We start from the raw sequence: 15,124 nt of genomic DNA on the forward strand, positions 1-15,124 counted from the left end.
TTTTGATTAAAAAAATGCATGTAAAATGAAATTGTTCACTTTCAAGTTTTTGGTTTTCGGAATTGTATTGATTCTGATTTCCGGTTTTGTTGAGAATGAGGAAAAGCCTCCTAAATATAAGGGATATCGTTTGGTTTGGAACGATGAATTCAATGTTGACGGAACTCCAAGTGAAAAGAATTGGAATTATGAGGAAGGTTTTGTCAGAAACAATGAAAATCAATGGTATCAAAAGGAGAACGCTTATTGCCAAACCGGATTTCTTGTAATCGAAGCCAAAAAAGAAAGCAGAATAAACCCTGGTTTTGTTTCTTATGATCATAAATCCTGGCGCAAAAACCGAGATTCCATAAAAGTGACTTCTTCCTGTTTAATTACGAGAGGAAAACATTCCTGGCAATATGGACGATTTGAAATGCGAGCCAAGATTCCAATTGGAAAAGGAATGTGGCCAGCCTTTTGGACCCTGGGGGTAAAGGGAAATTGGCCAGCAAATGGCGAAATAGACATAATGGAATATTATACGGGAAAAATATTGGCCAATGCAGCATGGAAATCGAATACAGGAACTACGGCCTGGGACAGTAAAACGGTTCCGTTGACTGATTTTAAAGAGGATTCGTGGGCAGATGAATTTCATGTATGGAGAATGGATTGGGATGAGCATTCAATTAAATTGTATGTAGATAATCAATTGTTGAATGAAACGGATTTGAAAGAAACAATAAATGATCCCGGTCAAAGTATAATTCCATTTCAGCAGCCCCATTATTTATTGGTAAATCTGGCGGTAGGAGGAATGAATGGTGGGGAATATACAACGGCTAGTTTGCCATCAAAATACATAATAGATTATATAAGGGTTTACCAAAAAAAGAAGTAAAATGAGATTAAAATATTCGATAATTATAAGTTTCGTATGTTCTTTTGTTTTCAGTCAAGGCAATTATTTTGCTCCGGGAAAACAATGGAAAGATACTGATGGAGTACATATTAATGCGCATGGAGGCGGGGTAATTTTTGTTGACGGGACTTATTATTGGTACGGAGAATATAAGACTTCGGGCCGTGGAGGAAATACATCTTTGAAAGGAGTCAGCTGTTATTCCTCAAAAGATTTGTACAACTGGAAAAACGAGGGTATTGTTCTAAAGGTGGAACAAGATCCTAATTCCGAAATAACAAAAGGTTGCATTATAGAACGTCCAAAAGTGGTTTTTAATAAAAAAACAGGAAAGTACGTGATGTGGTTTCATTTGGAGTTGAAAGGACAAGGTTACGATGCCGCCAGGGCAGCTGTTGCCATAAGTGATAATCCAAAAGGACCTTTTGAATTTAAAAAATCATACCGCGCCAATAAAGGAGTTTGGCCAATGAACTTCAACGATAAGTTCAAGTCTGCAGCAATTAATGAAAATGCATTAAAGTCGTGGAGTCCAGAATGGCGAGAAGCAATCAAAAACGGAATGCTGGTTCGACGTGATTTTGAAAAAGGACAGATGTCCAGAGACATGACCGTTTATGTAGATGATGACAATAAAGCCTATCTTGTACATGCCGCAGAAGATAATTTGACACTCCATATTTCTGAACTCACGGATGATTATTTAGATTTTACCGAGAAATGGACAAGAGTGGAGCCTGCAGGTCATAATGAAGCACCGGCCATTTTTAAAAAAGACGGGGTTTATTACATGATAACTTCCGGCTGTACGGGCTGGGATCCCAATGAGGCGCGCTCGTTTAAATCCAAATCCATTTGGGGGCCATGGAAATCTCTCGGTAATCCATGCGTTGGAAAAGATGCCTCGCTTACATTTCATTCGCAAAGCACTTATGTCTTGCCCGTGGAAGGAAAAAAAGATCAATTTATTTTTATGGCCGATCGATGGAAACCCGATAACCCGATTGACGGCACTTATGTTTGGCTTCCTGTAAAGTTCAACAATGGAAAACCAGTTTTGGAATGGTTGGAAACTTGGAATCTGGCAGTTTTTTCAAAAAAACAATAAATCGAATTTTTACTTGATATAATTTGTATTGGCATCTGTTAATGGTTAATATTGATAAAAAAAAGGATTAATGAATAGAAAATTTATTTTGGCAATTACATTTTGCTTTTGTTGCATTGTACAAATGATGTCCCAAGAAAAATCTGTAATCAGCAGCACCGAAAAATACAAGCAATTCGGGCTTGTTTGGGGGTTGATGAAATACCATCATTCCGAAATAAGTAAAGGAACTTACAATTGGGACGAAACATTTGTTGAAAATATTGACAAACTTGAAGGTGTACATACCCAAACAAACCTCGATGCGTTTTTATTAAATTTTGTTTTATCAGTCAAAGAAAGTAAAATAAAGACCGAGACAAATACGGATAATCTATTCACAAAAAATTTTGATTATAACTGGATTGAACAATATTCGGGAAATAAAGAACTTTATACCAAGTTAAAAAAATTAGAAAACAATACAAGTATAGGTAACTACTACACTTCAAAAAGTGGAATTCCGACTTTCGAAAATGAGAAAGGATTTAAAGCATTTGACCATAAATTAAAAAGCCATAGACTATTAGAGTTATTCAGTTTTTGGAACGTTATCCAATATTATGATGTAAATAAATATCTGATGGATAAAAACTGGTTTGGTCAGTTAGATTATTTTATTGATAGCTTCGTAAACAGTAATTCTCAATTAGAATATGAGTTGGCAAAGACCAGTTTAATTGTGTCACTTAATGATTCACATTCTAGTTATTTATCAAAAACAGTAGCCGATTCTCTATTTAAATTTAGGCCTCCAATCGGAATAAAGAATATTAATGACACTTTAGTTGTTAGGAGTATTTTTAATAAAAATTTAGGAGAAAAAGATGATTTGAGATTGGGAGATTTGATTGTTGAAATTAATGACCTGGACATTAAATCACTTCAAAAGCAAAATATACAATCAAAATTTTCTTCTTCGAATGATACTTATTCAAAAGGGCTTTCTGGGTGGTTGCTGCGTAATATAGAAGATAGCGTCAAAGTTAAAATAAAAAGAAACGATTCTGTTGTTACAAAATATATTCATCTTTATAAAACCTTTGAAAATAAAGATTATTCTTATTTACCATTTTTTAGAATTGAAAAAGAATGGCAAATTATGGATGATAATATTGGCTATATAAATTTAAAAACAATCTCTAAAGAGGATATCAAAAAAGCATTTGAAGAATTTTCCAACACAAATGGAATTATAATAGATTTAAGAAATTATCCAAAAAATATTAGAGGGTCAGATATTACACAACATACCTATCCAGACAGGAAAGAATTTATTAAGGTTCTATCGCCATTAGGAAATAGACCTTCATTGGCAAGCTTTGGTAAGCCTTCGATTAGTATTATAATAGATCCTGATAAAAGTGGTAGTAAAAACTCAAAATACTATAATAAAAAGATTATTTTATTAGTAGATCATACCACTCAAAGTAAGGCTGAGTATATTGGAATGGCTATTCAAGCATCTCCTACATGTATAACTGTAGGTGAAACGACAGCAGGTTCTGTAATGAATATTGCCATTTTCAAACTGCCTGATGGGACAGAATTTCGATTCACTGTTCTGGGAGGATTTTATCCAGATGGAACAGGCGTTCAAAGGAAAGGCTTGAAAATAGATCACTTTGTTCAAGAAACCACATCAAATTTTACTAAGGATCAATATATTCTTAAAGGGATTGAATTAATAAAATCTACAAAAAAATAAAGAGAACTGATTTATGTATAAAATTTTCAACACACCTGTTTTGCGCAAAGCTCTTTTGGCGGTTAATTGTTTTTTAATGGCAAGCATGGTTTCCTGCAATACGCTTTCAATTGCAACCAAGGAAGCTAAATATTCCAGCTATCTGTTCGCATATTTTACAGGAAATAGCCAAAAAGAAGAGGCTATACATTTTGCCTTGAGCACGGATGGTTATAATTACCAAGCCTTGAACAACAATCAACCTATTATTGATTCCAAAGTCATTAGTTCTTCGGGAGGCATTCGTGATCCCCATATTTTAAGGGGAGCCGACGGCAAAACATTTTACATGGTGGTTACCGACATGGTTTCCGCCAAAGGATGGAGTTCCAACCGGGCCATGATTTTGATGAAATCAACCGACTTGATTAACTGGACTTCCACAGTTGTCAATATTCCTCAAACCTATCCCAAGGAATTTGGAGACGTAAAACGGGTTTGGGCGCCACAAACCATTTATGATAAGGAAACAAAACAGTATATGGTTTATTGGTCCATGTTGGGGGATAAAGGACCGGACATTATTTATTATGCCTATGCCAACAAAGATTTTACGGCTTTGGCCACCACGCCCAAGCAATTGTTTTACAGCCCGTCCAATAGTGCTTGCATCGATGGCGATATTGTTTTTAATGAGGGAAAGTACCATTTGTTTTTCAAGAACGAAAGTTCGGGAGGAGGCATTCGACAAGCTGTTTCAGATAAATTGACGGAAGGTTACGTGCAACAAGAAGGTTTTTTTGATCAAACAGACGAAGCCGTTGAAGGATCGGGAATTTTTAAATTGATTGACTCGGATGAATATATTTTGATGTACGACATGTACATGAAAGGAAAATACCAGTTTACAAAAACCAAAGATTTTCAGCATTTTTCTGTTGTGGACAACGCCATATCCATGAATTTTCACCCAAGGCACGGAACCGTTATTCGAATCACGGAAAAAGAAAAGCAGGCTTTAATCAAGAAATGGGGAAGCAAATAAATGATGATTTGATTGCTGTTAAAGACAATAGTTCGATAATTTTAACCTCGGACAATACTTTTAAAGAAGAAAATTTATTTTATGATCAAAAGCTTGACAATAATGATTAAAAAGAAACAAATCTTAAAGTCATTTCTCTTAATTAATCTCGTTGTAATTACCTGTTTTTCAAAAGGTATGGCTCAAGATAATGGGCTGGCAGAACGCAAACAACGTTTTAATTCGGATTGGAAATTCGCATTAAGCGATTCGCCGGAGTATAGTGCAGCAGGATTTGATGACAGTACTTGGCGTAAATTAAGTTTGCCCCACGATTGGAGCATAGAAGGGAAATCAGAAAAAAACAATCCAAGTGCCGGAGATGGCGGTTTCTATCCAATGGGAAAAGCTTGGTACAGAAAAACATTTTCCGTGCCCTCTGGATGGAAAGGCCAAAAGGTTGCCATTTATTTTGAAGGAGTCTACATGAATGCCGAGGTATTTATTAACGGTAAATCAGTGGGTATCCAGCCTTATGGTTACACTTCTTTTGAGTATGACCTTTCTGCTTATTTAAATTTTGGACAAAAAAACACGATAGCCGTCAAGGTAGACAACTCGCAGCAAAAAAATTGCAGATGGTATAGCGGTTCAGGTATTTATCGTAACGTATGGTTAATGGTAAAGAATCCTGTTCATGTCAAAAATTGGGGTGTGGCCGTTACCGTTTTGGAGGTAAAAAACAACAAGGCCACCGTGCAGGTTAAAACCGTCATAAAAAATGAAACCGCCGTTTTGCAAAAACTTTCGCTTTCGACAGTTATTGCCGGTGCAAAAGGTAAAAGTGTCGCAGATTCGGAAAGTAAAATGGAATTGCTGCCAAACGAAGAAAAAGAAGCAATTCAAACCATAATAGTCGAAAAGCCCAAATTATGGTCGGTTGAATTTCCCGACAGATACCAAGCTAAAGTGACGATCAAGAAGGATTCAAAGAGTATTGATGCTGTAACAACTGATTTTGGAATTCGAACAATCGATTTTAGTGCCGAAAAAGGGTTTCTGTTAAATGGTAAAAAAGTATTGTTAAACGGAGGTTGCGTGCATCATGACAATGGAGCGCTGGGTGCCGCCGCTTATGACCGTGCCGAAGAAAGAAAAGTGGAATTACTAAAGGCAGCAGGATTTAATGCCATTAGAACCTCCCATAATCCTCCTTCCGAAGCCTTTTTAGATGCTTGCGATCGATTGGGGATGCTTGTGATAGACGAAGCTTTTGATGGCTGGAGAGAGAAGAAAACCACTCATGATTATGCCGGTATTTTTGATAAATGGTGGAAACATGATGTAGAATCAATGGTTTTACGGGACAGAAATCATCCTTCCATTATTATGTGGAGTATAGGTAATGAAATAATAGAGAGAACCAAACCCGAAGCGGTCGAAACGGCAAAAATGCTCGCAAATGCCATTCGCAACATAGATGCCACGCGTCCAGTGACATCGGCAATGACAACTTGGAATCAAGGCTGGGATATTTTTGACCCTTTGATGGCTGCTCATGATGTAGCCGGATATAATTATCAGCTGCATAAAGCAGAATCAGATCATGCAAGAGTGCCTTCCAGAATTATTGTGCAGACAGAATCGTATCCCAAAGATGCTTTTGCGAACTGGGATTTGGTTCAAAAACACAATTATATCATAGGAGATTTTGTTTGGACCGCAATGGATTATTTGGGCGAATCGGGAATCGGGCGCTATGTCTATCCAGGAGAAACAGAGGGCGAGCACTGGACGGCAAATTTGTATCCATGGCATGGTGCCTATTGCGGTGATGTAGATTTAACGGGTTGGAGAAAACCAATTTCGCATTACAGAAGCATGCTTTATAATGACAACGAAAACATATACATGGCTGTTCGGGAGCCAAATCCAGAAAGCGGAGCAATTAAATTGACGTCTTGGTCTGTTTGGCCAACATGGGAAAGCTGGACCTGGCCTGGTTATGAAGGCAAAAATATTGAAGTAGAAGTATATTCGAAATATCCAAAAGTAAGACTGTACTTGAACGGAAAAAATATTGGAGAGAAAGAAACAGCCAAGGCACAAGAGTTTAAAGCAACGTTTACAATTCCTTATGCAAGCGGCGAATTAAAGGCTGTTGGTTTGGAAAATGGAAAAGAAGTTGAATCGGTTTTGTTGAAAACAGCAAAGAATGCTTCCAAAATTAAATTGACAGCTGATCGTAAAATTATAAAATCTGATGGTCAGGATCTTGTATATGTAAGTGTTGAAATTACGGATGATAAAGGTGTTTTAAATCCAAATGCAACCAATCAGCTGGCATTTAATGTTTCGGGTGCCGGAACAATTGTTGGGGTTGACAATGCTGATTTAAAAGACACTGATTTGTATGTTGCCAATACCCGTAAGGCATGGCATGGACGCGCTTTGGTAATTATAAAAAGCAATAATGAATCGGGAGTCATTAATCTTGAAGTGACTTCACCAGGATTGGTCAAAAAAACAATCAAGATACAGTCAACAAAAAAAATGTAAATACTAACTATAAAAAAAATGAATAGATTTAAAACGTTATTATTGGCCACCATGCTCAGCCTGTCCTTGTTTTCGCAACAAAAAGAAAACAAGGATAATGTGTTTCAAGTGAAAAATCCTGATTACAAGTTGAGTCCATATACAGGAATGACGAAACAGCATTGGAAAGAGGCCGCACTTTATTTATTGGAAGGTGCCTTTAGTTATGTCCATACTTTGGATGATCCAATGAAGTTCCCAAAACAACCTGGAAAAAGTTATCCTCTAAGTGAAGATAGAGTGCCTACGGAGAAATTGGAGGGGTTGAGCAGGACATTGTTTATTGCCTCTCCACTTCTAAAAGAAAATCCCGATTTGGTGATCAACAATATCAAGGTGGCCGATTATTACAGGCATCAATTCAGTAAATTAATCGATCCCAATAGTCCTTCTTATATTGTTCCCCGTGCCAAAAATGGAGGTCCAAGCCAGAATTTGGTGGAATATGGTGCTATAGCAATATCGTTGATGACCAATCCTGAAGTGCTTTGGAAACCATTGCCCCAAGATCAAAAAGATGCATTGGCCAAATCCATGCTGAGTTATGGCGATGGCCCTACGGTATCCTCCAATTGGAAGTTTTTCAACATTTTTGTGTTGAGCTTTTTCAAAGAGCAGGGTTATGCCGTTAACGAGAAATTGCTGGTTGAATATTTGGAAAAATCTTTAGCCGATTATAGAGGAGAGGGTTGGTACAACGATAACCCAGCCTATGATTATTACAGTATGTGGGGCTACCAATTGTATGGAGCTTTGTGGTCTGAATATTTCGGGAATAAATATTATCCGGAATATGCCTCAAAGTTCAGAAGCAATTTCAAAGATCTCAATTCCAATTATCCCTCAATGTTTAGCCGCAACGGGGAGATGATTATGTTTGGACGCAGTATTAGTTATAGAATTGGCACCATTGCCGCTTTTCCTTTTATGGGATTGGAAAATGATCCTGCTGTCAATAATGGATGGTTGCGAAGAATTTCATCCGGAGTTTTGAAACAATTTCTGGAGCACCCGGAATTTATGAAAGACAATGTGCCCACACTTGGTTTTTACGGAGCATTTGAACCCGCAGTGCAAGTGTATAGTTGCAGGGGAAGCGTGTACTGGATGGGAAAAGCTTTTCTGGGACTTTTATTGCCGGATAACAATCCTTTTTGGACAGCAAAAGAAAATGAAGGAGAATGGGAAACCAAATTCAAAAAAGACCAGGTTTATAATAAATTTCAAGAAGGTTCGAAAATTTTAATTACTGATTACCCGGCCATTGGGGCTTCGGAGATAAGAGCCTGGTGCAATGCCAAGAAAAAGGACGATTGGCAGGGATTCCGATCAACGGAAAATTACAATCGCCTTTCTTATAATAGTGCTTTTCCTTGGCAGGCCGATGGTGTCAATGGCGAAGTGGCGATGAACTATGTTTTTAAAAATGAAAAACAGGAATGGGAACCGTTGCGATTATATACTTTCAAAAAGTTTGAAGAAGGTGTTTATTATCGTGATGCCGTTTTGGAAACGAATGAAAACATTAAAATGAATTTGGCAGATATTCCTTTAACAAACGGAATTTTAAGAATAGACAAAAACAGTAGTACTGTTCCAGTTGCTGTTCGATTGGGACATTATGCTTTGCCACAATTTGACAAAGAAATTACGACCGTGACCAGAAAAGTAAAAGGGAAAGAGGTGACCATTATTGATAATGGAAAATACCAATTGGCCATGATTCCGTATTTAGGTTGGGATACAACAGAAGTGGTTTCGGCCAAAGGTTTGCACCCGGAAAGCGAAACCAGCAAGGTGATTGATGTTGCTGCTGCTTATAATCCTGACAACAAGGAATCCAATGTTTATGCCACGGTTATGCTCTGGAAAAAATCTGGAGAGAAATGGACTAAAAAAGAGTTGGCTCCCGTAAAAAGTTTGGAACAAAAAGATGGTGCAGTTGTAATTAAACTTACTAATGGCACAACGAAGTTAATTGATTTTAATAAGTAGTTTAAGAATTTGAAGTTGGGAAGTTCATTTGAACCAATAATATATCATTAAAGCTAATCACAATTGATAAAATAAATAAGCATGAAATTAAACAGAATTTTTACTTTGATTGTATTGACTATTATGTATTCATGCCAAAGCTATTCACAATCGGTCAAATTTAATAATCCTATTGCCGAACAGCGCGCAGATCCTTGGGTATATAAAACAGATGCGGGTGAGTATTATCTAATTGCCACCGTTCCAGAATATGACCGCATTGTAATACGAAAAGCCAACAGCATTAATGGGTTGAAAGAAGCCCAAGACAAAGAGGTTTGGCATAAACATGAAAAAGGGGTTATGGGCAATCACATTTGGGCTCCAGAATTGCACAGGATAGATGGGAAATGGTACATTTATTTTGCTGCAGGTGATGCCGAAGATAAATGGAAAATCAGGATTTGGGTGCTGTCCAATCCATCAGCAGATCCAATGCAGGGCAAATGGACAGAAGAAGGACAGATAAAAACTAAAATGGATTCCTTTTCGTTGGATGCCACAACCTTTGTCCATAATGGTAAAAGATATCTAATATGGGCACAGAATGTAAGAGGTGGAAATAGTGGCACAGCTTTGGTTTTATCCGAAATGAAAAATCCAACCACGCTTACAGGTCCAGAAGTGATAATAACTGAACCTGAATTTAACTGGGAAAGAATAAAATATAATGTCAATGAAGGGCCTGCCGTGATCAAAAAGAACGGAAAAATATTTGTAACCTATTCTGCCAGTGCTACCAATCACAATTATTGCATGGGCATGTTATGGATTAATGAGAAGGCAGATTTATTGGATGCTGCTAATTGGCAAAAATCTCCCGGCCCCGTTTTTTATACAAATGATGATCTAAAAAGATATGGCCCTGGCCATAATTCATTTACTACGTCTGAAGATGGAAAAAGTACGATAATGATTTATCATGCTAGAGATTACAAGGAAATACAGGGACATGAATTATCCGATAAAAATCGTGCCACTCGTGCCCGTGTTGTAGAGTGGACAAAAAGTGGCTTTCCGGATTTTATGCAAAACCAAACAGATTAAAATTTATAAAAGGGATAATAAACTATTCTCGGAGCTTTCAAATGGGTGGTCAGGCAAAAACATGAAACCGCAAGCCCAGTCGCAAACACTATTTTATTTGCCTGATATAAGAAGAATTTCTATTTTAATAAAATGAAAAGAACAGTATCGCTATTACTTATCATCACTCTGTTTTGTAGCTTCAATTTGCAAAGTCATGAAAAAAGCATTTCAAGAAACAGAGAAAATAAAACTGCAAAAATTGATTCTACTTTCACGATCGAAATAGGTGGAATCAGGCAATTTATCCAAATCAAAACAGACGATAGCACAAAACCCGTTTTATTGTTTTTAGCCGGAGGCCCCGGAGGGTCAATGATGAACTCAGCCCATAAATACACCAAAAAGCTGAAAGATAAATTTACGATAGTACAATGGGATCAGAGAGATGCTGGTAAAACTTTGGAATTAAACAAATCTCCTGTCCAGCCTTCGGTGGCTCAAATGGAAAAGGACACTTATGAAGTGATAGAATTTATTCTTAAAAAACTAAAAAAAGAAAAGATTTATCTGGCCGGATGCTCTTTCGGCAACATTTTGGGTTTTCATATCGTTGAGAAACATCCGGAAGTTTTGCATGCCTATTTGGCGATGAATCCCGTCGTGAGCCAGTTGGAAAGCGAAAGACTCCTATTGGCAAGATTAAAGGAGGTTTATAAAAATAATGAAAAGGCATTAGCAGAACTGTCCTCAGTAAAAATGCCACATGAAACCGCCAACGATTTGTTTTATGTTCGAAAATGGCTTTTTGTAATGGATGGAAATCATGCTGCAACTAAAGATGGTTTTAAAAACTTTTTCTTTAAATGGTCCAAAACCTGGTTTCCGGTAATGCAGGAGCTAATGGACATTGATTTACCAAAAACGTTAACCGAAGTAAAGTGCCCGGTTTATTTCTTTCTTGGAAAAGAAGATATTCAAACGTCAACAGCAGTAGCCGAAAAATACTTTAATGCTATTAAGGCTCCAAAAAAAGGACTGTATTTATTTGAAAGATCGAGACATTCCATCCAGGAAACAGAACCTGAAAAGTTTCAAAAGATTATAATTGAAGACATATTGGCTAAAAATACAGATGAAAAAATATAAAATTGCTATCCAAAAATCCATGATATAAAATGAAACAGAAATTAAATAAACACCTTTTTAAAAAAATAGTATTTACTCTATTTGGGATACTTGTCAGTATAAATTCGAATGCTCAAAAATTCGATAAATTTTTCCCCAAAAAAGACCTTACGACAGTAGGAGTATATTATTATCCCGAGCATTGGGATCCGAGCCAATGGGATCGTGACTTGAAGAAAATAGCTGAAATGGGTTTTGAATATACTCATTTTGGTGAATTCGCCTGGGCCCAGCTAGAACCTCAGGAAGGGGTATATGATTTCAAATGGCTGGACAAAGCTTTAGCAATTGCCGCAAAATATAATTTAAAAGTGATTATGTGCACTTCGACTGCTACACCTCCCGTATGGTTGGTTCGCAAGCATCCTGATGTACTTGTGACTTATGAGGACGGCACTAAAGCAGATCACGGTTCCAGACAGCACGCATCGTTTTCAAGCAATTACTATCGAACCTATTCCATGAAAATGGTTGAACAATTGGCGAAAAGATACGGCAATGATAAACGTATAATGGGTTGGCAAGTAGATAATGAGCCGAACCGTTTTTTGGATTATGGTACAGACGCCCAACAACGCTATCGTGACTGGTTAAAGGAAAAATATAAAAATATTGACGCCTTGAACAAAGCTTGGGGAAACAGTTTTTGGAGTGGAATTTATAGTGATTTCGATCAAATCAATATTCCGCTACATAAAGAATGGGGAATGAACTTGCATTCCCAATTGGATCATTTTCGATTTGCTGACCAAGAAACGGCAACCTTTCTCGATGAACAGGCTATTGCAATACGCAAATATGCAACCAAAGACCAATGGATTACGTCCAATTATAGATCCACTTATAGTGAAAGTTACGTTGGTATGAGCAAAGAATTGGATTTTGATTGTTATACACGTTACATGGTTTACGGAGGAAGTCTGGGAATAGGTCCAAAAGGCTATCGTGTGGGAGATTATACAAGTATTGGTATGGCCAATGATTTTTTTCGTCCGACAAAAGGCATGTATGGTTGTATGGAACTACAGCCGGGACAAGTAAACTGGGGAAGTATTAATCCGCAGCCATTACCGGGAAGCATACGCATGTGGTTATGGCATGTTTTTGCTGGCGGCAGCAAATTTACCTGCACGTATCGCTTTCGTGCACCCTTGTTTGGTTATGAGCAATTTCATTATGGCATCGTGGGTACTGACGGCGTGACACCAACCCCTGGCGGTACAGAATTTAGCCAGTTCATCAAAGAAATTGATACGTTGCGAAAAAAGTATGATGCCAAAGCGGCGTTGCCGGATTACTATTTAAAACGTAAAACAGGAATTCTGTTTAATGGCGATAATGTGATGGGAATCGACTTAAACAAGCAAACCAAAGAATGGAATACCATGGGGCACTTTTTGAAATATTATAAAGCTGCAAAATCTTTTGGTGCGCCTGTTGATTTTGTTCGAGACACCACTAATTTCTCAAACTACCCTGTTTTACTAGTGCCAGCTTATCAGATGATTGACCAAAAAATGATTGACAAATTAACTTTGTATGCAAAAAACGGCGGGAATTTGGTAATGAGTTGCCGATCTGGAATTCAAAACCGAGAAGGCCATCTTTGGGAGGCCAAGTTTTATGAGCCAATATGGAGTTTGATAGGTTCCAAAATAGAATCGTATGATTTGTTGATGCCACATTCTCCGGGTCAAATAAAGTTTGACAATCAAGAATATGAGTGGACTAGTTGGGGAGATTTATTGAAGCCAAATAAAGAAACGGAAACTTGGGGTACGTATGAAGGTGATTTTTACTCGGGAACTCCTGCTATTATTTCGCGTAAATTAGGTAAAGGAACAGTAACCTACATCGGTTTGGATTCCAAAAATGGGGAACTTGAAAAGCAAGTGTTAAGGAAATTGTACCAACAACAAAATATTCCTGTCGAAAACTATCCAGAAGGTGTCATGGTGGAGTATCGTGATGGATTTGGTATAGCCGTCAATTATTCTGACAAAATCTACAACATGAATTTGCCAAATAACGCAAAAGTTCTCATTGGGTCCAAAGCAATAAAAACTGCTGACGTACTTGTTTGGAAATATTAATGGGATAGAATATTAATTACGAATACAAATGAATAAAATCAATCTAATTTTTCTTTTTTCTCTTTTAACGCTGACAATTGCAAATGGGCAATCGAAGGAGGATAAGCAATTAGTGAAAAATCTAGACGGGCTTATTTCTGAAAAATTCAATTCCGTTTCACCGGGCTGTGCCGTTTTGGTGGCCAAAAAGGGGCAAGTGATTTATGAAAAAGGCTTTGGAACGGCAAACATTGAACTGAATGTGCCAATGCGTCCAGAAATGGTTTTCAGGATTGGCTCAATGACAAAACAATATACTGCCATAGCAGTATTGCAATTAGTGGAGCAGGGCAAAATTTCTTTGCAGGACAGCATACAAAAATTCATCAAAAACTTTCCATCCAAAGGGCATGCCATCACTATTGAAAATTTATTGACGCATACTTCGGGAATTAAAGACTACGGGCAATTGGACTCGCGTATTCCAAATGCCATAAGGGTTGAATTTCCACAAAAAGTAATCATTGACAGTCTTGCAAGGTTGCCATTGGATTTTAACCCTTCCGCTAAATACAGTTACAGCAATTCCAACTATTATATGTTAGGATACATTATTGAACAAGTCACGAGCAAATCGTATAAAGATTATTTGCAGGAAAATATTTTTAAGCCGGCAGGTTTGTCGAACACGTTTTACGATTCGCCGACACAATTAATCCCAAACCGGGCAAATGGTTATTCTAAGAATGGTTCTAATTTTAAAAACACGGACTACATCAGTATGTCTTTGGTTTATGGTGCAGGGGCTTTGCTTTCTAATGTTGGCGATTTGTACAAATGGCATCAGGCTTTAAACTCGTACAAATTGGTAAAAAAAGAAACGCTGGAAAAAGCATTTACCTCTTTTAAACTTGACAATGGGCAATTAGCAGAATATGGTTATGGCTGGTTTATAAAAGACTGGAAAGGAAGCAGGACTATTGGACACGGTGGCGCAATTGATGGTTTTAGAAGTTGGGAGATTTACTTTCCAGAGCAAGATATCTTTTTGACAGCGCTATTTAATTCAGACAACAATTCCTTTTTCAACCTGTTTGATGATATGGGCAGTTTGATTGTTGGAAAATCGCTTCAAACGGCTTACAAAGATTTGAAGATTGATGCTGCTGTTTTGAATAATTACGTAGGGACATATACATTTTCAGACTTTCCTTCGGAATCAATTAAAATTTATAAAAGGGACAATAAGCTGTTGGCATCGATTTCAAATGGGTCAGGCAGCAATATGGCTTTGTTGGCCCAATCAGAAACGCTGTTTTATCTCCCTGATATAAGAAGAATTCCCACTACAATTGAATTTATTGTAGAAAAGGGAAAAGTGAAAGGAATGTATTGGACCCAAGAAAAAAGACACGAATGCACGAAGACGGAATAGTGTTGAAAG

At 37.4% G+C, this 15,124-nt stretch carries 10 protein-coding genes; all 10 read left to right on the forward strand.

Annotated elements, in window-relative coordinates; genetic code table 11:
* The first annotated feature begins 25 nt into the window (after positions 1-25).
* The 10 genes from BUC16_RS03960 to BUC16_RS04005 all read left to right on the forward strand — a co-directional run bounded on the left by BUC16_RS03960 (position 26) and on the right by BUC16_RS04005 (position 15,115).
* A complete protein-coding gene (locus BUC16_RS03960) occupies positions 26-883 on the forward strand; it encodes a glycoside hydrolase family 16 protein (RefSeq protein ID WP_073368098.1) in 858 nt (285 codons plus the stop codon).
* Between the two features lies 1 nt (position 884).
* Positions 885-2,012 (forward strand): glycoside hydrolase family 43 protein, encoded by a 1,128-nt coding sequence (locus BUC16_RS03965; RefSeq protein WP_073368100.1) that lies wholly within the window; start codon positions 885-887, stop codon positions 2,010-2,012.
* A 70-nt stretch (positions 2,013-2,082) separates the two neighbouring features.
* Positions 2,083-3,759, forward strand: coding sequence for a S41 family peptidase (locus BUC16_RS03970; RefSeq protein ID WP_084546087.1), 1,677 nt, complete (start codon positions 2,083-2,085; stop codon positions 3,757-3,759).
* Positions 3,760-3,772: 13 nt separating this feature from the next.
* On the forward strand, positions 3,773-4,783 hold the full coding sequence (locus BUC16_RS03975) for a glycoside hydrolase family 43 protein (RefSeq protein WP_084546088.1): 1,011 nt from the start codon (positions 3,773-3,775) through the stop codon (positions 4,781-4,783).
* A gap of 177 nt (positions 4,784-4,960) precedes the next feature.
* A complete protein-coding gene (locus BUC16_RS03980) occupies positions 4,961-7,321 on the forward strand; it encodes a glycoside hydrolase family 2 TIM barrel-domain containing protein (RefSeq protein WP_244534336.1) in 2,361 nt (786 codons plus the stop codon).
* 18 nt (positions 7,322-7,339) lie between these two features.
* On the forward strand, positions 7,340-9,355 hold the full coding sequence (locus BUC16_RS03985) for a DUF2264 domain-containing protein (protein ID WP_073368104.1): 2,016 nt from the start codon (positions 7,340-7,342) through the stop codon (positions 9,353-9,355).
* Positions 9,356-9,436: 81 nt separating this feature from the next.
* Positions 9,437-10,441, forward strand: a complete 1,005-nt coding sequence (locus BUC16_RS03990; RefSeq protein ID WP_073368106.1) for a glycoside hydrolase family 43 protein — start codon at positions 9,437-9,439, stop codon at positions 10,439-10,441.
* A 132-nt stretch (positions 10,442-10,573) separates the two neighbouring features.
* The gene (locus BUC16_RS03995; protein ID WP_084546089.1) at positions 10,574-11,569 is read left to right on the forward strand and encodes an alpha/beta fold hydrolase; all 996 of its coding nucleotides are present in this window, start codon (positions 10,574-10,576) and stop codon (positions 11,567-11,569) included.
* Positions 11,570-11,598: 29 nt separating this feature from the next.
* On the forward strand, positions 11,599-13,701 hold the full coding sequence (locus tag BUC16_RS04000; protein WP_073368107.1) for a beta-galactosidase: 2,103 nt from the start codon (positions 11,599-11,601) through the stop codon (positions 13,699-13,701).
* A 28-nt stretch (positions 13,702-13,729) separates the two neighbouring features.
* Positions 13,730-15,115 (forward strand): serine hydrolase domain-containing protein, encoded by a 1,386-nt coding sequence (locus BUC16_RS04005; protein ID WP_073368109.1) that lies wholly within the window; start codon positions 13,730-13,732, stop codon positions 15,113-15,115.
* Positions 15,116-15,124: the final 9 nt, after the last annotated feature.

Origin of the sequence: Flavobacterium fluvii (genome assembly GCF_900129545.1) — a bacterium.
Lineage (GTDB): Bacteria > Bacteroidota > Bacteroidia > Flavobacteriales > Flavobacteriaceae > Flavobacterium > Flavobacterium fluvii.

Bases quoted from the DNA above. Each gene is read 5' to 3' on its own strand.
- BUC16_RS03970 (WP_084546087.1), top strand. From the start codon at position 2,083: ATGAATAGAAAATTTATTTTGGCAATTACATTTTGCTTTTGTTGCATT.
- BUC16_RS03980 (WP_244534336.1), top strand. From the start codon at position 4,961: ATGGCTCAAGATAATGGGCTGGCAGAACGCAAACAACGTTTTAATTCG.
- BUC16_RS03965 (WP_073368100.1), top strand. From the start codon at position 885: ATGAGATTAAAATATTCGATAATTATAAGTTTCGTATGTTCTTTTGTT.
- BUC16_RS03985 (WP_073368104.1), top strand. From the start codon at position 7,340: ATGAATAGATTTAAAACGTTATTATTGGCCACCATGCTCAGCCTGTCC.
- BUC16_RS03990 (WP_073368106.1), top strand. From the start codon at position 9,437: ATGAAATTAAACAGAATTTTTACTTTGATTGTATTGACTATTATGTAT.
- BUC16_RS03975 (WP_084546088.1), top strand. From the start codon at position 3,773: ATGTATAAAATTTTCAACACACCTGTTTTGCGCAAAGCTCTTTTGGCG.
- BUC16_RS04000 (WP_073368107.1), top strand. From the start codon at position 11,599: ATGAAACAGAAATTAAATAAACACCTTTTTAAAAAAATAGTATTTACT.
- BUC16_RS03995 (WP_084546089.1), top strand. From the start codon at position 10,574: ATGAAAAGAACAGTATCGCTATTACTTATCATCACTCTGTTTTGTAGC.
- BUC16_RS03960 (WP_073368098.1), top strand. From the start codon at position 26: ATGAAATTGTTCACTTTCAAGTTTTTGGTTTTCGGAATTGTATTGATT.
- BUC16_RS04005 (WP_073368109.1), top strand. From the start codon at position 13,730: ATGAATAAAATCAATCTAATTTTTCTTTTTTCTCTTTTAACGCTGACA.